Annotated in this window: 19 protein-coding genes; 9 read left to right on the top strand and 10 right to left on the bottom strand. The window is 73.6% G+C overall.

The features are described 5' to 3' along the window. Window positions 1-124: 124 nt before the first annotated feature. Genes egtA through egtD form a run of 4 tightly spaced genes read left to right on the top strand, consistent with a single transcriptional unit; the run spans window position 125 to window position 4,519 of the window. A complete protein-coding gene (gene egtA / locus ACIP93_RS23565) occupies window positions 125-1,468 on the top strand; it encodes an ergothioneine biosynthesis glutamate--cysteine ligase EgtA (protein WP_401761463.1) in 1,344 nt (447 codons plus the stop codon). Next, window positions 1,465-2,805 carry an ergothioneine biosynthesis protein EgtB gene (gene egtB / locus ACIP93_RS23560; RefSeq protein ID WP_401761461.1) on the top strand — a complete coding sequence of 447 codons (1,341 nt, stop codon included), beginning with the start codon at window positions 1,465-1,467 and terminating at the stop codon, window positions 2,803-2,805. The genes egtA and egtB overlap by 4 nt, the downstream gene beginning before the upstream one ends. After that, window positions 2,805-3,560: an ergothioneine biosynthesis protein EgtC gene (egtC, locus tag ACIP93_RS23555; RefSeq protein WP_345225868.1), complete on the top strand. Its 756-nt coding sequence runs from the start codon at window positions 2,805-2,807 to the stop codon at window positions 3,558-3,560. The genes egtB and egtC overlap by 1 nt, the downstream gene beginning before the upstream one ends. After that, entirely contained in the window at window positions 3,557-4,519 is a 963-nt protein-coding gene (gene egtD / locus ACIP93_RS23550) for an L-histidine N(alpha)-methyltransferase (protein ID WP_401761459.1), read from the top strand. The genes egtC and egtD overlap by 4 nt, the downstream gene beginning before the upstream one ends. Window positions 4,520-4,603: 84 nt before the next feature. Here egtD and ACIP93_RS23545 read toward each other — a convergent pair whose 3' ends face one another. Both ACIP93_RS23545 and ACIP93_RS23540 read right to left on the bottom strand, forming a co-directional pair. Beyond that, window positions 4,604-5,875: an extracellular solute-binding protein gene (locus tag ACIP93_RS23545; RefSeq protein WP_401761734.1), complete on the bottom strand. Its 1,272-nt coding sequence runs from the start codon at window positions 5,873-5,875 to the stop codon at window positions 4,604-4,606. Between the two features lie 106 nt (window positions 5,876-5,981). Then, the gene (locus ACIP93_RS23540) at window positions 5,982-6,470 is read right to left on the bottom strand and encodes a hypothetical protein (RefSeq protein ID WP_401761458.1); all 489 of its coding nucleotides are present in this window, start codon (window positions 6,468-6,470) and stop codon (window positions 5,982-5,984) included. 70 nt (window positions 6,471-6,540) lie between these two features. Between ACIP93_RS23540 and ACIP93_RS23535 the strand changes: the two genes are divergently transcribed. Next, window positions 6,541-7,548 (top strand): LLM class flavin-dependent oxidoreductase, encoded by a 1,008-nt coding sequence (locus tag ACIP93_RS23535; protein WP_401761456.1) that lies wholly within the window; start codon window positions 6,541-6,543, stop codon window positions 7,546-7,548. A gap of 572 nt (window positions 7,549-8,120) precedes the next feature. Beyond that, window positions 8,121-10,463, top strand: a complete 2,343-nt coding sequence (locus ACIP93_RS23530) for an ATP-binding cassette domain-containing protein (protein WP_401761454.1) — start codon at window positions 8,121-8,123, stop codon at window positions 10,461-10,463. Between the two features lie 34 nt (window positions 10,464-10,497). On the opposite strand, the gene ACIP93_RS23525 is transcribed toward ACIP93_RS23530, so the two are convergent. The 3 genes from ACIP93_RS23525 to ACIP93_RS23515 are packed head-to-tail and all read right to left on the bottom strand — an operon-like array spanning window position 10,498 to window position 13,922. Beyond that, window positions 10,498-11,244, bottom strand: a complete 747-nt coding sequence (locus ACIP93_RS23525) for a succinate dehydrogenase/fumarate reductase iron-sulfur subunit (RefSeq protein WP_401761452.1) — start codon at window positions 11,242-11,244, stop codon at window positions 10,498-10,500. Further along, the gene (locus ACIP93_RS23520) at window positions 11,241-13,187 is read right to left on the bottom strand and encodes a fumarate reductase/succinate dehydrogenase flavoprotein subunit (protein ID WP_401761450.1); all 1,947 of its coding nucleotides are present in this window, start codon (window positions 13,185-13,187) and stop codon (window positions 11,241-11,243) included. Before ACIP93_RS23520 ends, ACIP93_RS23525 begins: the two co-directional genes overlap by 4 nt. Window positions 13,188-13,190: 3 nt before the next feature. After that, a complete protein-coding gene (locus tag ACIP93_RS23515; protein ID WP_401761448.1) occupies window positions 13,191-13,922 on the bottom strand; it encodes a succinate dehydrogenase cytochrome b subunit in 732 nt (243 codons plus the stop codon). Window positions 13,923-14,018: 96 nt separating this feature from the next. On the opposite strand from ACIP93_RS23515, the gene ACIP93_RS23510 reads away from it, so the two are divergent. Continuing rightward, the gene (locus ACIP93_RS23510; protein ID WP_345225849.1) at window positions 14,019-14,900 is read left to right on the top strand and encodes a LysR substrate-binding domain-containing protein; all 882 of its coding nucleotides are present in this window, start codon (window positions 14,019-14,021) and stop codon (window positions 14,898-14,900) included. A gap of 42 nt (window positions 14,901-14,942) precedes the next feature. Here ACIP93_RS23510 and ACIP93_RS23505 read toward each other — a convergent pair whose 3' ends face one another. The 3 genes from ACIP93_RS23505 to ACIP93_RS23495 form a co-directional block, all read right to left on the bottom strand. Continuing rightward, a complete protein-coding gene (locus ACIP93_RS23505; protein ID WP_401761733.1) occupies window positions 14,943-17,123 on the bottom strand; it encodes a putative bifunctional diguanylate cyclase/phosphodiesterase in 2,181 nt (726 codons plus the stop codon). A gap of 89 nt (window positions 17,124-17,212) precedes the next feature. Then, window positions 17,213-18,025: an SAM-dependent methyltransferase gene (locus ACIP93_RS23500; RefSeq protein ID WP_345225847.1), complete on the bottom strand. Its 813-nt coding sequence runs from the start codon at window positions 18,023-18,025 to the stop codon at window positions 17,213-17,215. Between the two features lie 267 nt (window positions 18,026-18,292). Further along, window positions 18,293-19,243: an SCO0930 family lipoprotein gene (locus ACIP93_RS23495; RefSeq protein WP_401761446.1), complete on the bottom strand. Its 951-nt coding sequence runs from the start codon at window positions 19,241-19,243 to the stop codon at window positions 18,293-18,295. 227 nt (window positions 19,244-19,470) lie between these two features. Here ACIP93_RS23495 and ACIP93_RS23490 point away from each other — a divergent pair, with 227 nt between their 5' ends. Both ACIP93_RS23490 and ACIP93_RS23485 read left to right on the top strand, forming a co-directional pair. Further along, window positions 19,471-20,112 (top strand): hypothetical protein, encoded by a 642-nt coding sequence (locus ACIP93_RS23490; RefSeq protein WP_345226729.1) that lies wholly within the window; start codon window positions 19,471-19,473, stop codon window positions 20,110-20,112. A 25-nt stretch (window positions 20,113-20,137) separates the two neighbouring features. After that, window positions 20,138-20,899, top strand: a complete 762-nt coding sequence (locus ACIP93_RS23485) for a DUF4239 domain-containing protein (protein WP_345225842.1) — start codon at window positions 20,138-20,140, stop codon at window positions 20,897-20,899. Window positions 20,900-20,964: 65 nt separating this feature from the next. Here ACIP93_RS23485 and ACIP93_RS23480 read toward each other — a convergent pair whose 3' ends face one another. Both ACIP93_RS23480 and ACIP93_RS23475 read right to left on the bottom strand, forming a co-directional pair. Continuing rightward, entirely contained in the window at window positions 20,965-22,509 is a 1,545-nt protein-coding gene (locus tag ACIP93_RS23480; RefSeq protein WP_401761444.1) for an FAD-dependent oxidoreductase, read from the bottom strand. Between the two features lie 284 nt (window positions 22,510-22,793). Further along, on the bottom strand, window positions 22,794-23,273 hold the full coding sequence (locus tag ACIP93_RS23475; protein WP_401761442.1) for a hypothetical protein: 480 nt from the start codon (window positions 23,271-23,273) through the stop codon (window positions 22,794-22,796). Window positions 23,274-23,512 lie beyond the last annotated feature (239 nt).

Here is a 23,512-nt window from a genome sequence, read left to right as displayed (position 1 = left end):
CTCTTGTGCGGGGCCCGGACAGTGGGTTGGGTGGACTGCTGCGTCCCGGCCCGGGGAACCGTGGCGGGCGGGGCCGTTGAGCGAACCGGAGGAGAACACGGGTGCCACGAAGGAGGAACTGTCCATGCTGACAGCCCAGTTGACCGGCGAGGGGCCGCCCATCACGGAGACGGAGGCGGCCGACCTGCTGCGCTGCATCTGCTTCAAGACGGGGCCGCCCCGGATGCTCGGCGCGGAACTCGAATGGCTCGTCCACGACGCCGGCGCACCGCAGCGGCCCGTCACGGGCGAGCGTCTCGCCGCCGCCCACGAAGCGGCCCGCAGACTGCCGTTGCGGTCGGGACTCACCGTCGAACCCGGCGGCCAGCTCGAGCTCAGCTCGCTGCCCGCCGTCTCCCTCACCGAATTGCTGGACTCCGTGTCCGCCGATCTGACCGCCGTGCGCGCCGCGCTGGGGGAGCTGGGGCTGGCGCTGGCCGGGTTCGGCCAGGACCCGTGGCAGCCGCCGCGCCGCTTCCTGCGGGAACCCCGGTACGACGCGATGGAGACCGCCCTGGACCGTGCGGGGCCGGCGGGCCGCACGATGATGTGCTCCTCGGCGTCGATCCAGGTGTGCGTGGACGCCGGGCACGAGGGCCCCGGCCCTCGGGGCCTGGCCCGGCGGTGGGAGCTGGCTCACCTGCTGGGGGCGGTCCTGGCCGCCTCCTTCGCCAACTCGCCCTACGCGCAGGGGAGCCGTACGGGCTGGCGGTCGCACCGGCAGGCCCTGTGGGGCGACATCGAGGCGGGCCGCTCACTGGCCCCGCCCGCCGGGTCCGAGCCCCGCGCGGCCTGGGCCCAACGCGCCCTGGACGCGCCGGTGTTGTGCGTACGCGCCGAGGAGGGCGAGCCCTGGGACGTTCCGGAGGGGCTGACGTTCCGCGAGTGGACCCGCAGCCGGGCCCCGCGCGCACCCGACCGGGCCGACCTGGAGTACCACCTGACGACGCTGTTCCCGCCGGTGCGTCCGCAGGGGCACCTGGAGCTGCGGATGATCGACGCGCAGCCCGGCGAGGACGGCTGGGTGGTGCCGCTGGCGGTGACGGCCGCGCTCTTCGACGACCCGCGGGCCGCGGAGCACGCCTGGCAGGCCGTCCGTCCGCTGGCGAAGCGCGCCGGTCCCGGTCCCGCGCCGCGCAATCCGCTCTGGGAGGCGGCCGCCCGCGACGGGCTGGCCGACCCCGAGCTGCGCGCCGCCGCCGTCACCTGCTTCGCCGCGGCCCGGGACGCCCTGCCCCGGCTGGGCGCGTCGGCGGCCGTGCTGGACGCGGTGGACGCGTACACCGGGCGCTACGTGGCCCGGGGCCGCTGTCCCGCCGACGACCTGCTGGACGCCGGGCTGTGCCCGGCCGACGGTGCGTCCGACAGCACGGCCGGCGGCCCGGACACTCCTTCCTGCCCCGACTCCGGTGAGGATTCCCCGCGATGACCGACACAGCCCAGCCCCTGGAGGCCGACTCCGAGGGGCTTCGCAGCCGCGCCCTTCAGGCGCTCGCCGACGCGCGCCGCCGCACCGAACTGCTCACCTCCTGCGTCGACGACGGCGAACTGACCGCCCAGCACTCGCCGTTGATGTCGCCGCTGGTGTGGGACCTGGCGCACATCGGCAACCAGGAGGAACAGTGGCTGCTGCGCACCGTCGGCGGCCGCGAGGCGCTGCGCCCGGAGATCGACTCGGTGTACGACGCCTTCGAGCACCCGCGGTCGGCCCGGCCCGCCCTGCCGCTGCTCCCGCCCGCCGAGGCCCGCGCCTACGCGGCCGAGGTGCGCGGCCGGGCCCTGGACGTACTGGAACGCAGCCCGCTGCGGGGTGCGCCCCTGGAGGACGCGGGGTTCGCGTTCGGGATGGTCGCCCAGCACGAACAGCAGCACGACGAAACCATGCTGATCACCCATCAACTGCGCCGGGGGCCGGCCGCCCTGACCGCTCCCCCGCCGCCCGCACCGGACACGGCCGAGCGGATCAGGAGCGAAGTACTGGTCCCCGGCGGTCCGTTCACCATGGGAACGTCCGTCGAGCCGTGGGCGCTGGACAACGAGCGCCCCGCCCACGCCACGTTCGTCCCGTCCTTCTTCCTTGACACGACCCCGGTGTCGTGCGGGGCGTACCTGGAGTTCATGACGGACGGCGGATACGCCGACGCCCGCTGGTGGCGGCCCGAGGGCTGGGCCGCGGTCCGCGAACACGGCCTGCGGGCACCGCTGTTCTGGCGGCGGGAAGGCGGCCAGTGGCTGCGCCGGCACTTCGGGGTGGTGGAACCCGTGCCGCTGGACGAGCCGGTCCTGCACGTGAGCTGGTACGAGGCCGACGCGTACGCGCGCTGGGCGGGGCGGCGGCTGCCGACGGAGGCGGAGTGGGAGAAGGCCGCCCGGCACGACCCGGCGACGGGCCGCTCCCTGCGCTATCCGTGGGGCGACGCCGACCCGACCCCCGAGCGCGCCAACCTGGGGCAGCGCCATCTGCGACCGGCACCGGTGGGCGGCTATCCGGCCGGTGCGTCGCCACTCGGGGTACGGCAGTTGATCGGCGACGTGTGGGAGTGGACGGCGAGCGACTTCCTGCCCTATCCGGGGTTCGCGGCCTTCCCGTACCGCGAGTACTCGGAGGTCTTCTTCGGACCCGGGCACAAGGTGCTGCGCGGGGGTTCCTTCGCGGTGGACCCGGTGGCCTGCCGGGGGACGTTCCGCAACTGGGACCTGCCGGTGCGGCGGCAGATCTTCGCCGGGTTCCGCACGGCGCGCGACGCCGGGGAGGGCCAGCTCTGATGTGCCGTCACCTCGCTTACCTGGGGCCGGACGTGCCCCTGGCCGAACTGATCACGAGCCCGAAACTGGGGCTGTACCGGCAGGCGTGGGCGCCGCTGCACCAGAAGCACGGCACGGTCAACGCGGACGGCTTCGGCGTCGGCTGGTACGCCGGGGACGACCCCGCCCCGGCCCGTTACCGGCGTACGGGCCCCCTGTGGGCCGACGCCAACTTCCCCGACCTCGCCCGCGTCATCCGCTCCGGGGCAGTGCTGGCCGCCGTGCGGGACGCCACCGAGGCGGGTGCCGACGGGGAGGCGGCCGCGGCGCCCTTCGCGGCCGGGCCGTGGCTGTTCAGCCACAACGGGGCGGTGCGCGGCTGGCCCGCCTCGCTGAGCGGACCGGCCGCCGGGCTGCCTCCCGAGGCGCTGCTCACCCTGGCGGCCCGCAGCGACTCGGCCCTGGTGTGGGCGCTCGCCCTGCACCGCCTGCGCGCGGGCGCCGAGCCGGGGCGGGCGCTCGCCGAAACGGTCCTGGAGGTGGCGGCCGCGGCCCCCGGATCCCGGCTGAACCTCCTGCTCACCGACGGCACGACCGTCACCGCGACCGCCTGGGGCGACACCCTCTGGTACCTGGCCGAGCCCGGCCGGTACACCGTCGTCGCCTCCGAGCCGTACGACGACGACCCGCACTGGACCGAGGTCCCCGACCGCACGCTGCTCGCCGCCACCCGCACGGACGTCCTGCTGACCCCGCTCAAGGAGCCCACCGCGTGAGCCCGTACTCCGTCACCCGTACCCTGCCCGTGCACGCCACCGCGGCCGACCTGCGCACCGACGTCCTCCAGGGGCTGGGCCGCTCCCCCAAGTCGCTGCCGCCGAAATGGTTCTACGACGCCCGCGGCAGCGAGCTCTTCGAGCAGATCACCGCGCTGCCCGAGTACTACCCCACCCGCGCCGAGCGGGAGATCCTGCGCGAGCGCGCCCGGGAGATCGCGTCCGTCACCGGGGCCCGGACGCTCGTCGAGCTGGGCTCGGGGTCCTCGGAGAAGACCCGTGTCCTCCTCGACGCCCTGCCCGGGTTGCACACCTACCTGCCGGTCGACGTGAGCGAGAGCGCGCTGACCGCCGCCGCCGAAGCGCTGCTCACCGAGCGCCCCGGGCTGTCCGTGCACGCGCTGATCGCCGACTTCACGCGCGGGCTGACCCTGCCGGGGACGCCCGGGCCCCGGCTGGTGGCGTTCCTGGGCGGCACGCTCGGCAATCTGCTCCCCGACGAGCGGGCGGTGTTCCTGAAGTCGCTGCGGGCGCTGCTGCGACCGGGGGACGCGCTGCTGCTCGGCACGGACCTGGTCAAGGACGAGCAGACCCTCGTGGCCGCGTACGACGACGCGGCGGGCGTGACCGCCGCGTTCAACAAGAACGTCCTGTCCGTCCTCAACCGGGAGCTGGACGCCGACTTCGACCCGGACGACTTCGCCCACGTGGCGCGCTGGAACACCGAGCACGAGTGGATCGAGATGCGGCTGCGGGCCAGGTCCGCGCTGACGGTCAAGATCCGCGAGCTGGGGACGGTGGTCGCCTTCGACAAGGGTGAGGAACTGCGGACGGAGGTCTCCGCGAAGTTCCGCGAGGAGGGCGTACGGGAGGAGCTGGCGGCGGCCGGTCTGGCACTGCGGCACTGGTGGACGGACCGCGAGGGCCGCTTCGCGCTGTCGCTGGCCGCACCGGAGTAGGACCTTGCGACTCGGCTGCGGCGGCCGGGGAGGGGTGTGCGGCTCCCCTTCCCCGGCCGCCGCGCCGCGCAGCGCACTCGTGCCCTACTCGCTGTACTTCTGCAGTGTCCTCGTGATGCTCTGCGAGGCCTGCCGCGCGGCGGTCTTCGGGTCGGCGCCGCGCAGCACCTTCGTCATGTACGGCTTGATCGGGTTCTCCGCCTCGACCTCGCCCCACTTGGGCGACGAGGGGGTGGCGCGGCCGTACTTGGCGCCCTCGGCCATGGTCCGCACGCCCTCCTCCGTGCCGACCGCGGACGCCAGCCTGGACTTGTTGGGCACGTAGTTCATGGCGCGCGCGAGCTCCACCTGCCACTTGTCGCCGGCCAGCGCCGACACCACCTTGATGGCGGACCTCCGCTGGTCGGTGGCGCGGGGGACCACCAGGTCCGAGCCGCCGGTGAACACCGTGCCCGGCCGCTTCGAGGTCTTGCCGGGTACGGGGAAGAAGCCGATCTTTCCGCGCAGTGCGGGGTTCTTGGCCTCGATGAGCTTGGCGGTGCCGGGGGTGGCGACGATCTGCGCGATGTTCCCCCGGGCGAACAGGTCGCGCTGCGGCGGGTGCTCCTCGTCGGCGTCCTCGGGACCCCGTCCCAGGGCCTGGAGCTTCTTGTAGAAGGCCATGCCGGCGAGCGCGGCCCTGCTGTCGAGGGCTCCGCTCCACTGCCCGCCGGTCTCGACGGCGAGTTCGCCGCCCTCGTCCCAGACGAACCCGGAGAGCGTGTACCAGTCCTGGCCCGCCAGGTAGATGCCCTGGTTCGGGCCGGTGTTGAGCGTGCGGGTGTCGCGTATCCACTCCTCGCGGTCGGCGGGCGGCTTCGTGATGCCCGCTGCCGCGAAGAGGTCCTTGTGGTAGACGACCACGCGGTTGGCCGCGTACCAGGGGATGCCGTACTGGGCCTCGCCGACGCTGCCCGGCTCGGCGAGTCCCGGGAGCCAGTCCTCGGAGCCGAGGTCGCGCACCGCCTCCAGGGTCAGGTTCTCCAGGCCGCCGCCGACGGCGTACTGGGCCACCTGGGTGTTGCCGACCTCGATGACGTCCGGCGGGTCGGTGCCCCGCAACGCCTTGGTGATCCTGGGGCCGATGCCGGCCCAGGCCTGGATCCGGATGTCCAGCTCGATGCCGGGGTTGTCCTTCTCGAAGCCCGCCGTGAACCGTTCGAGGAAGTCCGGGGACGCGCTGTTCTCCATCAGCCAGACCGTGACGGTGCGGGTCCCGCCGTCGGCGGACGAGGAGCTGCCGAGGACGCCGCAGCCGGTGAGCAGGGCGGCGGACAGGGCGGTGGCGAGACAGGCGGAGGTGACGCGCTGTGGCACAAGGTTCACGATTCAAGAAATTGGCATGGACCAATCGCCGGGTCAAGGGGTTGCCGATCACATCTTGTACTTCGGCCGCCCGGGTCCCGGCCGCCGTCCGTTCACCTCAGGTACGTCCCCGACGCTCCTGGGCGTCCTTCATGGCGGGCGAGGACGCCGCCCACTGGGCGCGTACGACGGTGAAACCCGCCCGCTCGGCCGCCTCGCACACCAGCAGGTCGTCGTCGACGAGGGCCCTCACCCCGCGCGTCCGGGCCGGCTTCTTGAGCAGTTCCAGCTCGGTCAGCCGCGCGGGGCGGCGGTCGCGGTCGGCTCGCGTCCGGAGCCGTCCCTCGGGCAGCCCGTGGGCGGCGAGCCAGGCGACGGTGTCGGCGCGGCACCTCTCGGGGCGGCCGGTGAGGCAGCCGACCTCGCTTTCCCGCGCGTGGCGCAGCGCGAGGGCGACGCCTTCGGCGAACGGCGGGTCGGCGGGGGCGGCGGCGAAGAAGGCGTCCCAGTCGCGGGGTCGGCGCTCCAGGAAGCGCTGCCGGTGGGAGCCGTCGGCGAGGGTGCCGTCGAGGTCGAAGACGGCGAGGGGGAGGCGGTGGTCGTTCATCGCTCCACCCTGGGCAGCGGCTCGCGCGTCCGTTCGGGAATCTTCCCGGCGTCCGTGTGTTGTCCCTGGTGTGAGCACAGTGATCTCCCGGACCCGCTTCTCCGTACTCGACCGTTCCCGCGTGCGCGAGGGCCACGACGGCCCCGGGGCGCTGCGTGACACGGTACGGCTCGCGCAGCAGCTCGAACCCCTCGGCTACCACCGCTTCTGGGTCTCCGAGCACCACAGCGTGCCGGGGGTGGCCGGTTCGGCGCCGACCGTGCTGGCGGCGGCGGTCGCGGCGGCCACGTCCACGATCCGGGTGGGCACGGGCGGCGTCATGCTTCCCAACCACCAACCCCTGGTCGTGGCAGAGCAGTTCGGCGTCCTGGAGTCGCTGTTCCCGGGGCGGATCGACATGGGTCTGGGCCGGTCGGTGGGCTTCACGGACGGCGTACGCAGGGCACTTGGCCGGGACAAGGGCGACGCGGAGGGTTTCGCGGGCCAACTCGACGCGCTGCTGGGCTGGTTCACCGGGTCGGGGCCGGTGCACGCCTATCCGGCGGAGGGGCTGCGGGTGCCGCCCTTCGTGCTGGCCCTCGGCGAGGGGGCGTCGATCGCGGCGGCGGCGGGACTGCCGGTGGTGGTCGGCGACCTGCGGGGCCGGGACGAACTCCGGGCGGCGGTGGACCGCTACCGCGCGGAGTTCCGCCCGTCGGTGTGGTCCGACCGCCCCTACGTGACGATCGCGGGGACGGTCGCGGTGGCGGACACCGAGGAGGAGGCCCGCCGTCTGCTGGTGCCGGAGGCGTGGTCGATGGCGCACTCCCGTACGCACGGGACGTTCCCGCCGCTGCCGCCGGCCGAACGCGTGGAGGCGCTGGTGCGGGCGGGGGGCCTGGGGCCGAAGGAACGCGGCTTCTACGAGGACGGCCTGCGCGGCCATGTGCACGGTACGCCTTCCCAGGTCGCGGCGGCGCTGGAGGAGGTCATCGCGTCGACCGGCGCGGACGAGGTCCTGGTCACCACGAGCACGCACGACCGGGCAGCGCTCCTCGCCTCCTACCACCACCTCTCCCGCCTCTTCACCGCCCCCTGAAGCCCCCTCCCCTCCCGCACGGCTCCACCCGGAGTGACGCCCCTCCAGGGGCGCGGGGAACTGCGCGACCAGCCACGACGCACCCGCAGTGAACCGGAGGCAGCCGCGCGGCGAGCGCTTTAGGGAAAGGATGGGGTCTCCCCTGCTCGAACGGAGTTGAGAGCTTGGGGAAGGGTCCGGGGCCTCTCCTGCCCGAGCCGGGCGGGGCTGAGCGTCCGGTACCGGGGCTGAGCTCACGGCCTTGGCGGGGTCGCGCGTCCGGTGCAGGCGCTTGCGCAGGGGGCGGCACCCGGATGGGCCGGGAGCGGGAGGGGCCGCCCCCTTGCCCGCCCGTCCCGCCCCCTTGGGGCGGCCCCGTCGCCCAAGGGAGCGGGGCGGAAGGAGGGGCTGCGAAGCCCAAGGGAGCGGGGGCGAAGGCAGGCTGCGGAGCCCAAGGAGGCGGAGGCGGCGGGAGGCCGCGGCGGTCAAGAGGGTGGGGTGGGGAGGGAGGGAGCGCCGGGGGTGCAGGGGGGAAGGGAGGTCTAGGATGGGGGCGTTTGCCCCAGTTCCCCCCCCCGCCCCCCGGAGCCCCCATGCACGACCCCCTCATCCACGTGCGCGGCGCCCGCGAGCACAACCTCCGCGACGTCGACGTCGACCTCCCCCGCGACTCCCTCGTCGTCTTCACCGGCGTCTCCGGCTCCGGCAAGTCCTCCCTCGCCTTCGGCACCCTGTACGCCGAGTCCCAGCGCCGCTACTTCGAGTCCGTGGCCCCCTACGCCCGCCGCCTCATCCACCAGGTCGGCGCGCCCCGGGTCGACGAGATCACCGGGCTGCCCCCGGCCGTCTCCCTGGAGCAGCGCCGCTCCGCCCCCTCCTCCCGCTCCTCGGTCGGCACCGTCACCACCCTCTCGAACTCGCTGCGCATGCTCTTCTCCCGCGCGGGCGACTACCCCGAGGGCGCCGAGCGCCTCGACTCCGACGCGTTCTCGCCGAACACCGCCGCCGGCGCCTGCCCCGAGTGCCACGGCCTGGGCCTGGTCCACCGCACCACCGAGGCCCTCCTGGTGCCCGACCCCTCCCTCTCCGTCCGCGAGGGCGCGATCGCCGCCTGGCCCGGCGCCTGGCAGGGCAAGAACCTCCGCGACGTCCTGGACACCCTCGGGTACGACGTCGACAAGCCGTGGCGCGACCTCCCCCAGCAGGACCGCGACTGGATCCTCTTCACCGACGAGCAGCCCGTCGTCACCGTGCACCCGGTCCGCGACGCGGGCCGCATCCAACGCCCTTACCAGGGCACGTACATGAGCGCCCGGCGCTACGTGCTGCACACGTTCGCCGACACCAAGAGCTCGTCGCTGCGCGCGAAGGCCGAACGCTTCCTCACCAGCGACCCGTGCCCGGCCTGCGCCGGCCGCCGGCTGCGCCCGGAGTCCCTGGCCGTCACCTTCGCGAGCCGTACGATCGCCGAGCTGGCCGCACTCCCCCTGTCCGAGCTGGACCGCGTCCTGCGAGCGGGGGTCACCGGCGAGACCGCCCGGGTCCTCACCGAGGACCTGCGCGCCCGCATCGCCGTCGTCACGGAGCTGGGCCTCGGCTACCTCGGCCTGGACCGCACCACCCCCACCCTCTCCGGCGGCGAGCTGCAACGGCTGCGGCTGGCGACGCAGTTGCGGTCCGGCCTGTTCGGCGTCGTGTACGTCCTGGACGAGCCGTCCGCCGGTCTGCACCCCGCCGACGCGGAGGCGCTCCTCGTCGTGCTCGACCGGCTGAAGGCCGCGGGCAACTCCGTCTTCGTCGTCGAGCACCACCTCGACGTCGTGCGGCGCGCGGACTGGCTGGTGGACGTGGGTCCGGCGGCGGGCGTGCACGGCGGCCGCGTCCTGTACAGCGGCCCGCCCGCCGGTCTCGCCGACGTGCCGGAGTCCGCGACCCGCCCCCATCTGTTCGCCCACGAGCCCCTGCCGGTACGGGAGGTCCGCACGCCGTCCGGCCTGCTCGGGCTGGGTCCGGTCACCCGGCACAACCTGCACGCCCTGGAGGCCGAACTCCCGCTGGGCGTCCTCACCGCCGTCACCGGCGTCTCGGGGTCCGGCAAGTCCACCCTCGCCGCCGCGATCACCGAGGAACTGCCCGGCGTGCAGCGGCTGGTGACGGTGGATCAGAAGCCGATCGGCCGGACACCGCGCTCCAACCTGGCGACGTACACCGGTCTCTTCGACGTGGTGCGCAAGCTGTTCACGGAGACGGAGGAGGCCAGGGCGCGCGGTTACCGGGCGGGCCGGTTCTCCTTCAACGTGGCAGGCGGGCGCTGCGAGACCTGCCAGGGCGAGGGCTTCGTCTCGGTGGAGCTGCTCTTCCTGCCCAGTACGTACTCGCCCTGCCCGGACTGCCACGGCGCGCGCTACAACCCGGAAACCCTCCAGGTCACCCACCGGGGCCTGAACATCGCCGAGGTGCTCGACCTCACCGTGGAGCGGGCGGCGGAGTTCTTCGCCGGCGCCCCCGCCGCCGCCCGCAGCCTGCGCGCCCTGCTGGAGGTCGGCCTCGGGTACCTGACGCTGGGCCGGCCGGCGACCGAGCTGTCCGGCGGCGAGGCGCAACGCATCAAGCTGGCCAGTGAGCTGCAGCGCGCCACCACCCGGCGAGGTCACACCGTGTACGTTCTGGACGAGCCGACGACGGGTCTGCACCCGGCGGACGTCGAGGTCCTGATGCGCCAGTTGCACGGGCTGGCCGACGCGGGCCACACGGTGGTCGTCGTCGAGCACGACATGTCCGTGGTCGCAGGCGCCGACTGGGTGATCGACCTGGGGCCCGGCGGCGGCGACGCGGGCGGCCGTGTCGTGGCGGCCGGCCCGCCGCGCGAGGTGGCCCAGGCGCCGGACAGCCGGACCGCCCCCTACCTGGCCAGGGAGTTCGCGGGCGGGGCGTAGCCGGCGGTGTGCCCGTCCGCGGGCCGGCGCGGGCTCACCGCTTCGCCTTCCGGTTGGCCCGCAGCCATTCCTTGTTCATGGCCGCGATCGACGGCAGCGGAATCCCCTTCGGGCAGGCGGTGGCGCACTCCCCGGCGAGGGTGCAGCCGCCGAAGCCCTCGGCGTCCATCTGCGCGACCATGTCGAGCACGCGGGTCTCGCGCTCGGGGGCGCCCTGCGGCAGGACGTTCAGGTGGTTGACCTTCGCCGAGGTGAAGAGCATCGCCGAGCCGTTGGGGCAGGCGGCGACGCAGGCCCCGCAGCCGATGCACTCGGCGTGTTCGAAGGCGAAGTCGGCGTCGGCCCTGGGCACCGGGGTGGCGTGCGCCTCGGGGGCGGCGCCGGTCGGCACGCTGACGTAACCGCCGGCCTGGATGATCCGGTCGAACGCCGACCGGTCCACGACGAGGTCCTTGACGACCGGGAAGGCGGCGGCCCGCCACGGTTCGACGTCGATGGTGTCGCCGTCGGAGAAGGACCGCATGTGGAGCTGGCAGGCGGTGGTGCGCTCGGGGCCGTGGGCGTCGCCGTTGATGACGAGCGAGCAGGCCCCGCAGATGCCCTCGCGGCAGTCGTGGTCGAAGGCGACGGGGTCCTCGCCGCGCAGGATGAGCTCTTCGTTGAGGGTGTCGAGCATCTCCAGGAAGGACATGTCGGCGGAGATGCCGTCGACGTCGTAGCGCGCCATCTCCCCGGGGGTGTCGGGGTTCTTCTGGCGCCAGACGCGCAGGGTGAGCCTCATGCGTAGCTCCGCTGGGTGGGGTGGACGTACTCGAAGACGAGGTCTTCCTTGTGCAGGACGGGGGCGTCGCCGGTGTGCTCCCAGGCGGCGGCGTACGCGAAGCGTCCGTCGTCGCGGGCGGCCTCGCCGTCCGGGGTCTGGGACTCCTCGCGGAAGTGGCCGCCGCAGGACTCCTCGCGGTGCAGGGCGTCGAGGCACATCAGCTCGGCCAGCTCCAGGTAGTCGACGATCCGGTTCGCCTTCTCCAGGGACTGGTTGAACTCCTCGCCCGTGCCCGGGACCTTGATCCGCCGCCAGAACTCCGCGCGGATCTGCGGGATGCGGCCGAGGGCCTTGCGCAGCCCTTCCTCGGTGCGGGCCATGCCGCAGAACTCCCACATCAGCTCGCCCAGTTCGCGGTGGAAGGAGTCGGGTGTGCGGTCGCCGTCGACGGCCAGGAGCCGCGCGATGCGCTCCTCGGTCTCGCGCACGGCCTCCGCGGCGGCCGGATGCGTGGCGTCGACCGGGTCCGGTGCGGCGTGCCGGGCGAGGTAGTCGTTGATGGTGGCCGGGAGGACGAAGTACCCGTCGGCCAGGCCCTGCATCAGCGCGGACGCGCCGAGGCGGTTGGCGCCGTGGTCGGAGAAGTTGGCCTCGCCGATGGCGAAGAGGCCGGGGACGGTGGTCTGGAGGTCGTAGTCGACCCACAGGCCGCCCATCGTGTAGTGCACGGCGGGGTAGATCCGCATCGGGGTCTCGTACGGGTCCTCGGCGGTGATCCGCGCGTACATGTCGAAGAGGTTGCCGTACTTGTCCTCGACGGCCTTGCGGCCCATCCGGGCGACGGCGTCCGCGAAGTCGAGGTAGACGCCCTGCCCGCCGGGGCCCACCCCCCTGCCCTCGTCGCAGACGTTCTTCGCGGCGCGGGACGCGATGTCGCGGGGGACGAGGTTGCCGAAGGAGGGGTAGATCCGCTCCAGGTAGTAGTCGCGCTCCTCCTCGGGGATCTCGCGGGCGGGGCGGGTGTCGCCCTTGGCCTTCGGCACCCAGATGCGGCCGTCGTTGCGCAGCGACTCGCTCATCAGCGTCAGCTTGGACTGGTGGTCGCCGGTGCGCGGGATGCAGGTGGGGTGGATCTGGGTGAAGCAGGGGTTGGCGAAGTAGGCCCCGCGCCGGTGGGCCCGCCAGATCGCGGTGGCGTTGGAGTTCATGGCGTTCGTCGACAGGTAGAAGACGTTGCCGTAGCCGCCCGACGCGAGGACGACGGCGTCCGCGAAGTGGCTGGAGATCTCCCCGGTGACCAGGTCGCGCGCCACGATGCCGCGCGCCTTGCCGTCCACCACGATCAGGTCCAGCATCTCGGTGCGCGGGTGCAGCTCGACGTTCCCGGCGGCGATCTGCCGCGACAGCGCCTGGTAGGCGCCGAGGAGGAGCTGCTGACCGGTCTGGCCGCGTGCGTAGAAGGTCCGGGAGACCTGGACGCCGCCGAAGGAACGGGTGTCGAGCAGGCCGCCGTACTCGCGGGCGAAGGGCACGCCCTGCGCCACGCACTGGTCGATGATCTCCACCGAGATCTGTGCCAGCCGGTGCACGTTCGACTCGCGCGCCCGGAAGTCGCCGCCCTTGACCGTGTCGTAGAAGAGGCGGTGGACGGAGTCGCCGTCGTTGCGGTAGTTCTTCGCCGCGTTGATGCCGCCCTGGGCGGCGATGGAGTGGGCGCGGCGCGGGGAGTCCTGGAAGCAGAACTGGACGACGTGGTAACCCTGTTCGGCGAGCGTCGCGCCCGCCGAGCCGCCCGCGAGGCCGGTCCCGACGACGATGACGGTGTGCTTGCGCCGGTTGGCCGGGTTGACCAGCTTCGCCTGGAAGCGGCGGGTGTCCCAGCGCTCGGCGACGGGCCCGGCGGGGGCCTTGGTGTCGGCGATCGGATCGCCCGTCGTGTAGTCGGCGTACGACGTGGTCATGTGTCAGCCCACCAATCCGGTCATGACCGCGACCGGCACGGAGAGGAAGCCCACGGTCAGTACCAGGGCGAGGAGGTCGGCCAGCGTCCTGAGCACGCGCTCGCGGGTCGCGCTGCCGACGCCGAGGGTCTGGGCGGCGCTCCAGAAGCCGTGCCGGACGTGCAGGCCGACGGCGAGCATGGCGACGACGTAGATCGCGTTGCCGTACCAGGTGGAGAAGGTCGCGACGACGTTCTCGTACGGCTTTCCGTGCTGCGCGTTCCCGTTGACGGTGAGCGTGGTCAGGTCGAGGAGGTGCCAGACGATGAACAGGGCGAGGATGACGCCGCCCCAGCGCATGGTGCGCGTCGCGTAGCTGGCGCGTCGGCGCCGGTGGACGTACTTCTGCGGCCTGGCCCCGAGGTCGCGCCGGCTGAGCTGGTACGCGGCCGCGCCGTGGCCGATGACGGCGGCGAGCAGCAGCACCCGCACGAGCCACAGCGCCCACTCGTAGTGCAGCACCGGGTCGCCCATGGTGCGCAGCCAGTGCGCGTACCCGTTGAACTCGTCGGTCCCGAAGAAGATCTTCAGGTTGCCGATCATGTGGGCCACGAGGTAGCCGAGCATGATCAGTCCGCTGACGGCCATGACGGTCTTCTTGCCGACGGTGGAGCCCCAGAAGCCGCGGAGTCCTGAGGCGTGCCGCACGGGCGGTTTTCGGGTGGGCGGGGTGTCCCGCCGCGTTGCCGGAGCCATGGTCCGAAACGCTAGGGCCGAAGGACCCCAGAGGTCCAAGACATGGTCCGGCTCATGTCCATAGCTTCAGCCTATCGGCGCACCTAGACTGGGATCATGCAGTTCCAGCAGCTCCGCTATTTCGTGGCCGTCGCCGAGTCCCGGCACTTCACCCGCGCCGCCGAGGAGCTGCACGTCGCGCAGCCCTCGCTGTCCCAGCAGATCCGCTCCCTGGAGCGCGAGCTGGGCGCGGACCTGTTCACCCGGGCCCGGGGCAACATCGCCCTCACCGACGCGGGCGAGGCCCTCCTGCCGCTGGCCCGGCGCATCCTCGCCGACACGGACACCGCCCGCCGCGAGGTGCAGGAGCTGGCCCGGTTGCGCCGGGGCCGGGTCCGGCTGGGTGCGACACCGAGCCTGTGCACGGGCCTGCTGCCGGACGTGCTGCGCACCTTCCACGACGCGCACCCGGGCATCCAGCTCCTCGTCGAGGAGGGCGGCTCGCACGACCTGGTCCGCGAACTGGCGCGCGGCGCGCTGGACCTGGCCCTCGTCGTGCTGCCGCTGCCCACCCCCTCACCCGCCCTCACCACGGTCGAACTCCTCCACGAGGACCTGGTGGTGGTCTCCTCCCCGGCGGAGCGCGCCCCGCGCCGCCCGGTGCGCATCGCTGATCTCCGCGACACCCCGATGGTGATGTTCCGGCACGGCTACGACCTGCGGGAACTGACCGTCGCCGCCTGTCGTTCGGCGGGCTTCGAGCCGGCGTTCACCGTCGAGGGCGGTGAGCTGGACGCGGTGCTGGGCTTCGTACGGGCGGGCCTCGGGGTGGCGGTCGTGCCGCGCATGGTGGCGGAGCGGGCGGCCACCGGCCTGCGGGTCACGGAGCTGGCCCGGCCGGGGCTGCGGCGCACGATCGCGCTGGCGCACCGCAGCGACGTGGCGCCTCCCCGGGCGGCACGGGAGCTGCAGCGGGTGCTGCTGGCGGCGCACGCGTAGGCGCGGCCGGTCCGCCGCACCGGCCGCGCCGCCCCGTGTCCCTCAGATCGCGTCGGTCAGCATCAGGGAGTGGATGCGGTCCGGGGCGCCCGGACGGGCGTAGTACCAGCCCTGCGCGGTGTCGCAGCCGAGTTCCCGCAACTGGTCGGCCTGCGCGCCGGTTTCGACGCCTTCGACGGTGACGGCCAGCTCCAGGCTGTGCGCGAGCGAGACGATGCCCTCGACGATCTTCAGGTCGACGGGGTCGGCGGGGGCGCGCTGCATGCTCTGGGTGAAGGAGCGGTCCAGCTTGAGGACGCTCACCGGCAGCCGGCGCAGGTTGGCGAGGTTGGAGTACCCCGTGCCGAAGTCGTCCAGGGCGATGTCGACGCCCATGTCGGCGAGTTGGCGCAGCGGCTTGAGCAGGCCCTCGTCGGCTCCTATCAGCGCGGACTCGGTGACCTCCAGGCACAGGGCGCCGGGCGAGAGTCCGGCCCGCTCCAGGACCTCCACCGTGTCGGCGACGAGGCCGGGGTGGTGGAGCTGGGTGGGCGAGAGGTTGACGTTGATGCGCAGCGGGCCGCCGTCGGCGTGCCGCTCCTGCCAGACGCGGGCCTGGGCGACGGACTCCTCCAGCACCCAGCGGCCCAACGGCACGATGAGGCCGGTGTGTTCGGCGAGCGGGATGAACCGGTCGGGGCCCAGCACGCCGTGCTGCGGGTGGCTCCAGCGGACCAGGGCCTCCGCGCCGTGCACGCTGCCGTCGCCGAGGTGGACGAGCGGCTGGTACTCGATGAAGAACTCGCCGCGTTCCAGGGCGGCGGGCAGCGCGTTGGTGAGACCGTGCCGGGTGATGGCGCGCTCGTCGGCCTCGCGGTCGGCGAACTCGAAGCGGTTGCCGCCGGCCGACTTGGCGCGGTACATGGTGATGTCGGCGCTGCGCAGCACGTCGGCCGGTCCGCGTTCGCCGGCCGGGCCCTCGACGATGCCGATGGAGCCGCGCACGGTGATCTCGCGGCCCTCCAGGTGGATCGGGGTGGCCAGCGCGGACAGTATCCGGGCGGCCAGGTCGTCCACGTCGCGGCGGGTGGTGGCGCCGGTGGTGAGCGCCACGAACTCGTCGCCGCCGAGCCGGGCGACCATCTCGCCGGGCGCGGTCGCGCAGGCCTGGAGGCGGTCGGCGACCTCCACCAGCAGGCGGTCGCCCGCGGAGTGGCCGAGGCTGTCGTTGACGGCCTTGAAGCCGTCGAGGTCCAGGTAGCACAGGCCGAAGCGGGCGTTCTCGCCGGCGGCGAGCGCCTTCTCCAGGCGTTCGAAGAACAGGGTGCGGTTGGGCAGCCCGGTGAGGGCGTCGTGGGTGGCCTCATAGCGCAGCCGCAGGTTGAGCAGCCGGCGCTCGGTGGTGTCCTCCATCAGGGCGAGCTGGTACTGGGGGCGGCCCTCGGCGTCGCGCAGCAGGGAGACGGTGAGGTTGGTCCACAGGACGGTGCCGTCGCCCCGGTAGAAGGCCTTCTCGCTGCGGTAGTGGTCGCGTTCGCCGCGCACCAGTTCCTCGTACATCCGCCAGACCTGGGCGGAGTCCTCGGGGTGCCCCCAGTCGGTGACCTTGCGGCCCTTGACCTGGGACTCCAGGCCGCCGAACATGCGGGTCAGCGTTTCGTTGACCTCCAGGATGGTGCCGTCCAGGGCGGCGATGCCGATGCCGACGGCGGCGCCCTCGAAGACCGCCCGGAAGCGTTCCTCGGTGGCGTGCAGGGCCTGTTGGGCCTCGCTGCGGGCGCTCAGCGCGGACCGGGCGATGGCCTCCTGCTCGCGCAGGGTGCGCTCGCGCAGGGCCTTGGCGAACCCGGCGGCGATGCCGTGCTGGAGCCGGGCGCAGCGGGCCCGGTTCTCCTCGGCGACCAGCGTGGTGCCCTCGGCGGAGGTGTCCGCGCAGTACAGGACGAGGTAGGAGTCGATGACGCCGAGGGTGCGGACGAGGGCGTCGGGGTCGGTGCAGTGCGCCGCGACGAGCGCTTCCCCGACCGCGTGCGCGGGGGCGGTGTCGAAGGGCCGCCCGTGCAGGGCGGTGCCGAGCCGCCGGGCGAGCGGCAGGAGGAGCTGCTCGAACTCGGGGCGGGTCAGGGAGGTGGCGGTGGCCGGGAAGATGGCCCGGCTCCAGATGGTCGCGAACCGGCGCAGCCTGTCCTCCGGGCTGCCGGGCGCGTCGTCGTCCGTGCCGACCGCGCCGACCGCGCCGAGCACGGAGGACGGGTCGGCTTCGCCGGGCGAGGGATCGGTACGGTCGGACGGGGCCGGGGGGCGGCCGCCGTCCGGGGTCTGCGCCTGCGCGCTCACGCCGTGCGCCCCACCCCTGCGAAACCCGAGAACGCGTACGGGTCCTCCTGCGCCACGGGGGTCTCCGGGCGCCACTCGGCCATCTTCACCAGGCCGGGTTCCACCATCTCGTACCCGTCGAAGAAGCGGGCGACCTCGTCGCGCGTGCGCATGATCAGCGGGTTCTTGATCTGCCGGTAGACGTCGACGGCGCCGCCGGCCGTCTCCTGGTCGGTCGGGATGCCGTCGTACGCGGCGTGCGTGACGATCAGCAGGCTGCCGGGCGCCAGCGCGTCGCGGAGCGTGGCGACGGCGGCCTGCGGGTCGTCGGCGTCCTCGATGAAGTGCAGGACGGCGACGAGCAGGAGCGCCACCGGTCTGTCCAGGTCGAGGAGGCCCGTGAGCTCCGGGGCGGTGAGGATGTCCTTGGGGGTGCGCAGGTCGGCGGCGACGACGGTGGCCAGCTCGTTGCCCGCCAGCACGGCCTGGCTGTGCGCGACGGCCACCGGGTCGTGGTCGACGTACACCACGCGGGCGCTCGGGTCGGCGCCCTGGGCGACCTCGTGGACGTTGCCGAAGGTGGGGATGCCGGAGCCGATGTCGAGGAACTGGGTGACGCCCTCGGAGAGCGCGTGGCGCACGGCGCGGCGCATGAACGCCCGGTTGGCCTGCATGACCTTGGGCAGCCCCGGCAGGAACTCCATCGCGCGGCGGGCGGCCTCCCGGTCGACCTCGAAGTTGTGCGAACCGCCCAGGTAGAAGTCGTAGATGCGGGACACGCTCGGCATCGAGAGGTCGATGCCGGGCGGGGCCCAGGCGGGACGCTCCATCAAGGTCTCCAACAAGTCGCCACGACGAGTGCGGGCACGGAAGGGACGTCCGTGCCCGGTGTTCGAGCCGAGGCTACTGATCCGCTGCCAGCAGGGCGAGCGAAAACGGAAATTGGCGGTCCGTTCTCGGTCACACCCGAAAGCAAATGCGCGGTTTCGCGGCAGCTCCGGGCGGATCTGCCGCACGCACTCGGCCCGTCGGACCCACGCGCGCGGGCCCGACGGGCCGAACTGTACGAGGAAGCGGGGCCTGGGGCCTACTTGAGGCTACCGGGGGGCGCCGACGAGCCCGCCCCGGGGAGACACGGCGTACCAAGTGCCGCCCACGCCCTGCCCGTTGGTGTCGCCGGCCTTCGTGTCACCCGAGAAGGTGTAGAGCGGCCAGCAGTCGACGGCCTGCTGCTTGACGCCGTCGGGGCGGTGGTGGACGACGTACCCCTTCTGCCGGATGCCGACGGTCTTCTCCTTCGGCACCGGCGGCACGGCCGGCCACGTGGTGAGGCAGGCGCCGGTGCAGGCGCTCTTCATGGGCCAGGCGGAGTCCTTCGTGAAGCGGTAGACGGTCCTGCCCCGGGAGTCCACGACGATCTCGCCCAGTTCGGGGTCCTTGCGGACGGACATGCCGGGGAGGGCGGCGGGAGCGCCGGACGCCGCGGGCCGTCGGGCGTCCCGCGCGCCGGGGGCCGCCTTCCCGCCGTCCGGCGCCGCGGCGAACCAGGTGCCGCCCACGCCCTGCCCCTTGACGTCCCCGGCCTCGGTGTCCCGGGCGAAGCGGTACAGGGGCCGGCCGCCGAGGGTGAGCTGCCGGCTGCCGTCGGCGCGGGTCACCGATCCGACGGCGGAGGGATCGGTTCCGGGCACCGCGGTGGCGGCGTCGGCGGGCACCGGGGGCCAGGTCTTCGCACAGTCGCCGTCGCAACGCGACGCCGGGGGTTTCGCGGTGTCCTTGTCGAACCGGTAGAGGGTCATGCCCGCGCTGTCGGTGACCACCTCGCCCAGTCCGGCGTCGTCGCGCGCGGCGAGCTGCCCGGCCCTCCGGGGGGCGGCGGCCTTGTCGTCGCCGTACCCATAGCCCTCGCCCCCGCCCCCGGCGGCTGCCGGGCCGCCCACGGACCGCGCGCCGGCGGGGCCGTCTCCGCTGTCCTGACCGCACGCCGTCGTCAGCGTCAGCACCGCCGCCGCCGTCACCGCGAGCGAGACATTCCGCCAGGTACCCATGTCGACTCCCGTTTCCCGAGCTTTCCCGAAGTGGGGGGCGACGCCGCTGTGCGCCGCTCTCGGGACGGGGTACGTGCGCGGGCGGCCCGCGCGTTCAACGCCCGGGGAAAAACTTCCCACCTCTCGAACGCACGCGCTTTCTCATCTCATATGCAAATTCGAAAAAGTCCCCACCATCGAGCGGATCGATTACCTCTGCCGGGTGCCGCTCGTTGAGCAGGCTCATGATGCCCCTCGTGTACGGATCACGCCGGAAGCCCGGTCCGCTCCTCGTACGTCTCCTGTCCTCGGCCGCCCTGTGCTGGCTGCTGGCGGGCTCCGTGCCCGCCTCCGCGGACAGTTGCGCCTACGCGTCCACCGACCAGGGGGTCGCGGTGTCGATCGCGGGCGGCGACAGCGCGGCCTGCTGGCCGCCGCCGGCACCACCGCCCCCACCGCCCCCTCCGCCGGAGCCCCCGCCTCCGCCTCCACCCCCTCCACCGCCTCCGCCGCCCCCGGACCCCAAGCCCCCGGCCCAGCCGCCGAAGCCCCCGCCGCCCGAACCGAAACCCGAACCCCCGGCGCCGCCCGCCCGGCCGAAGCCACCCGCCCCGCCCGAACCGCCCGTCCCGCCGGATCCGGTACGGGCCGCCCCCGCGCCCCCGGCGCCCGCCCCGACTCCGCCGCCCGCCCCGCGACCCCCCGCCCCGGTTCCCGCCCCACCCGCCGCCCAGGCTCCGCCCCCGCCGAAGGCGGTCGCCCTGCCCGCCTACCGCAAACCGGCCCGCCAGCAACCCCGGGGGCAGACCTCGATGCTGACCCTCGCCCTCATGATCACAGCGCCCGCGGTGTTCGCCGTCGCGGTCCTGCGCCCCCGCTCGTCCCGCTGAGCGGCCTCACCGAAGGAGGTTCCCCGTGTCGGAATGGCTTGTTCTGACCATCGCGATGGCCGCTGCCTGCGCCGTCGTCCTCACCATCGTCGTGATCAACAACCGCCGGATCGGCGAGGACGACGACCCGTCGGAAACGCCGGACGTCCTCGAGTACATGACGATGATGATCGGCGTGATCTACGCCATCGTCCTCGGCCTCGCCATCGCGGGCGTCTGGGAGGGCCGCGGCGCCGCCCAGGAGTCGGTGCGCCTGGAGGCCCAGGCCCTGCACGAGGTCAGCACCCGCGCCGAGGTCTACCCCGCCGAGGTCCGCACCCGGATCCGCAGCGACATCGACGCCTACGTCAGTCACGTCGTGCACACCGAGTGGCAGCACATGGTCGACCACAACGAGGTCACCGACCAGGGCGACGACCTCCTCGCGCGCGTCCGCCAGGACGTCACCCTCTACGCCCCGAAGACCGACCTGGAGGGCCAGGCCTACCAACCCCTGGTCGACCAGGTCGCCGCCGCCGACGACGCCCGCGACCAACGCGCCCAGAACACCGAGGCGACGATGCCGCCCATCGTCTGGTTCGGCCTGATCACCGGCGCACTGATCACGGTCGGCCTGATCTTCACCCTGCAAATCCGGCGCACCCCGCGGGAGTTGCTGCTCGCCGGGCTCTTCAGCGTGATGATCGCCTTCCTGCTCTTCCTCATCTGGGACCTCGACGCCCCCTTCGGCCACGGGATCGCCGCCACCCCGGACCCCTTCGTGAACAGGTTCCCGGGCGCCGCATAGCGCGGACACCGCCACGCGGCGCCCCACCCAGCCCCACCGGGCGGCTCCTGCCCGGTGGGGCTGGGTCAGGAGGGGGCGCCGGACGGCTCGCCCAGGGTGTGCAGGCAGTCCCGTACGGCATGCGCCTGCGACGGATCCGCGATCAGCGCGACGTGGTTGTCCGGGCGGACCAGGACCAGGGCGTCGCCCGTGATGCCGTACGCGGTCCTGGCGTGGTCCGCGGTGTCCGCGAGGTCGCTGCGCGGGCCCGCGTCCAGCGCGTACGCGTGGAGCCGGTCGCTCCGCCGGGGCAGGGCGCGGGCCGCTCGCGCGCCGAAGGCGAGCAGGGTGACGTGCGGGCCCGCGAAGACTTCGAACAGGCGCACGGGAGCTCCGGTCCGGGCGTCCGCGCACGGGGCGTCCGGGGCGCGGTCGCCCGGCCGGAGCGGGGTGTCGACGGTGGTGGGCGGGGCGAGGGAGCTCCAGCGGTAGCCGATGCCGAGGCCGCTCATGGCGTCCGTGATGCCCACGTCCAGGCCGCCGCCCGGCCGCTTGATCGCGGCCAGGACCACGTCGAGTCCGCGGGAGGTGAGGTCCAGGGTCCGGGCGGCCACCGGGAGGCGTTCCTCCTCGTAGGTGTCGAGGAGCGCTTCGTCGGCCCGGCCCGTCGCGACCGCCGCCAGCTTCCAGCCGAGGTTGTGCGCGTCCTGGATGCCGGTGTTCATGCCGAGTCCGCCCGCGATGGGGTGGACGTGCGCGGCGTCGCCCGCCAGCAGGACGCGGCCCGCGCGGAAGCGGTCGGCCATCCGGACGTTGACGCGGTACGTGGACAGGAGCGCGGCCTCGGTGAGGGTGACGCCGGGGAGGCGGGCGTGCCGGTCGAGGAGGCGCTGGAAGCCGTCGCGGGAGGGCGGTACGGGGGTGCCGTCCGCGGCGCGCTCGGGCCCGGCCTGGAACCACCAGTGCGCGGCGGTGCCGGGGATCGGGCAGAGCATGACCGCGCCGTCCTCGTCGAACCACTGGTGCCAGTGGTCCCGGCTCAGGCCGTCCGCACCGGTCAGGGCGACATCACCGGTGACCATCACCTGCTCCTCGCGGGTGTCGCCCTCGAAGGTGGCGCCCATGAGCTTGCGCACGCGGCTGCGCCCGCCGTCGCAGCCGACGAGGTACCGCGCCTCGATCGCCTGCCCTCCGGCGGTCCGCGCGAGAACGGCCGCCGTCGATTGCTCGTACGAGACGATCTCCATACCCAGTTCGACGCGCACCCCGTGGGCGGCGAGGCGGTCGCGCAGGATCTCCTCCAGCTTCCACTGGGCGAGCAGCCATCCCCGGTCGTACGGGACGTCGGGCGTCGGCCGCCGGCCCGCCCAGGGGTCGGCGTCGGCGACGGGGAGGCCGTCCCGGTACTTGCGCATGGGGACCGGCGCGCGTCCGCCGTCCAGCACCGCTCGGACGACGCCGAGGTCTTCGAGCACTTCCAGGGAGCGCTGGTTCGGACCCTTGGCCCGGGAACTGCGAGGGAATTCCGGGGACTTGTCGACCACCCGGACGGATACGCCGCGCCGGGCCAGGTCCAGCGCCAGGGTCAGCCCGGTCGGGCCGGAGCCCACGATCAGCACGCTCGTCGTCATCTCGGTTCCTCCGTCGCGAATGCGGTCGGCCACGGCTCCGTGCCCCGGGAAGAACACCACAACCGAGAATCAAATGCAACCGAGTAACGTTTTGCGACGTCACCTTTACCTGCGGCGGCGCCAGGGGCTCCGCCTCCCTGACCGCGTCGGGCGGTGCGGCGGTGCGCCGCCGGGCGGCGGGTGCCCGCCGCCACTGACGCGCCGCCGACGGTGCGCACGCCGATGGGCCCGAGTCCGGTACGGGGGCTCGGGCCCATCGGCGCAGGGGGCTCTCCGCGCGGCGGTCAGGTCCGGCCGCCCGGGGTGTCGCGGCGGCGGGCCACGAAGATCGCGCCGCCGAGCGCGGCGGAGGCCACCAGGCCCGCGCCGACGGCCACGTCCGTGTCGCTGGGTCCGCGTGAGCCGCCGAGGCCGCCGTGCGCTCCGCGTCCGGCGAGGACGGTGAAGCGGTGGGTGGCGACCATCGTGTCGTCGCTGCACTTGACGGTCAGGTCGTAGTGGCCGGGGGCGGCGTGGTCATGGATCCGGGCCGACGCGTACCCCTTGCTCCCGGCCGACAGGCCGACCTGCGAGAAGGCGTCGGACGTCACGGTCCCGCCATGGCCGCAGCCGGTCGCCGCGATCGAGATCGTCCCGCCCTGGTGCACGGAGTACGGGTTGACCGTGACACCGCCGGGCCCCTCGGCCGCCGGCGCCGCCGGAGCCGAGAGGGCGAGGGCCGTGCAGGCGAGCGCGGTCGCCGCGTAGGCACGTGAAGCACGCATCGTGGAACCTCCTGGGAAGACGCTCCGGGGCGGTGCTCCGGGAGATTCGACGAGGACGCCTTCCATGACGAACCATCACGTCGGCCCTCAGTGCCCGCACTCCGCACTGGGCCGGACCGGTGACGTAACGGCCCGATCCGGTGACAGGTACCTGACGCCCCCTCACCTGACAGCACGTCATCTCACGGTGCGTCAACTGGCGTGCCCGCCACCCGTTCGCCCCGCGCACCTCGCCGCCC

Origin of the sequence: Streptomyces sp. NPDC088745, assembly GCF_044751045.1 — a bacterium.
Classification (GTDB): Bacteria; Actinomycetota; Actinomycetes; order Streptomycetales; family Streptomycetaceae; genus Streptomyces; species Streptomyces cremeus.
The sequence above is the reverse complement of the archived record's forward strand: the minus strand, read 5'-3'. Positions and strand labels throughout refer to the sequence as shown.

What these genes read in the sequence shown, in the direction of transcription:
- egtA (WP_401761463.1), top strand. Translation starts at nt 125, where the DNA reads ATGCTGACAGCCCAGTTGACCGGCGAGGGGCCGCCCATCACGGAGACG.
- egtB (WP_401761461.1), top strand. Translation starts at nt 1,465, where the DNA reads ATGACCGACACAGCCCAGCCCCTGGAGGCCGACTCCGAGGGGCTTCGC.
- egtC (WP_345225868.1), top strand. Translation starts at nt 2,805, where the DNA reads ATGTGCCGTCACCTCGCTTACCTGGGGCCGGACGTGCCCCTGGCCGAA.
- ACIP93_RS23540 (WP_401761458.1), bottom strand. Translation starts at nt 6,470, where the DNA reads ATGAACGACCACCGCCTCCCCCTCGCCGTCTTCGACCTCGACGGCACC.
- ACIP93_RS23530 (WP_401761454.1), top strand. Translation starts at nt 8,121, where the DNA reads ATGCACGACCCCCTCATCCACGTGCGCGGCGCCCGCGAGCACAACCTC.
- ACIP93_RS23525 (WP_401761452.1), bottom strand. Translation starts at nt 11,244, where the DNA reads ATGAGGCTCACCCTGCGCGTCTGGCGCCAGAAGAACCCCGACACCCCC.
- ACIP93_RS23520 (WP_401761450.1), bottom strand. Translation starts at nt 13,187, where the DNA reads ATGACCACGTCGTACGCCGACTACACGACGGGCGATCCGATCGCCGAC.
- ACIP93_RS23515 (WP_401761448.1), bottom strand. Translation starts at nt 13,922, where the DNA reads ATGGCTCCGGCAACGCGGCGGGACACCCCGCCCACCCGAAAACCGCCC.
- ACIP93_RS23510 (WP_345225849.1), top strand. Translation starts at nt 14,019, where the DNA reads ATGCAGTTCCAGCAGCTCCGCTATTTCGTGGCCGTCGCCGAGTCCCGG.
- ACIP93_RS23500 (WP_345225847.1), bottom strand. Translation starts at nt 18,025, where the DNA reads ATGGAGCGTCCCGCCTGGGCCCCGCCCGGCATCGACCTCTCGATGCCG.
- ACIP93_RS23495 (WP_401761446.1), bottom strand. Translation starts at nt 19,243, where the DNA reads ATGGGTACCTGGCGGAATGTCTCGCTCGCGGTGACGGCGGCGGCGGTG.
- ACIP93_RS23490 (WP_345226729.1), top strand. Translation starts at nt 19,471, where the DNA reads ATGCCCCTCGTGTACGGATCACGCCGGAAGCCCGGTCCGCTCCTCGTA.
- ACIP93_RS23480 (WP_401761444.1), bottom strand. Translation starts at nt 22,509, where the DNA reads ATGACGACGAGCGTGCTGATCGTGGGCTCCGGCCCGACCGGGCTGACC.
- ACIP93_RS23475 (WP_401761442.1), bottom strand. Translation starts at nt 23,273, where the DNA reads ATGCGTGCTTCACGTGCCTACGCGGCGACCGCGCTCGCCTGCACGGCC.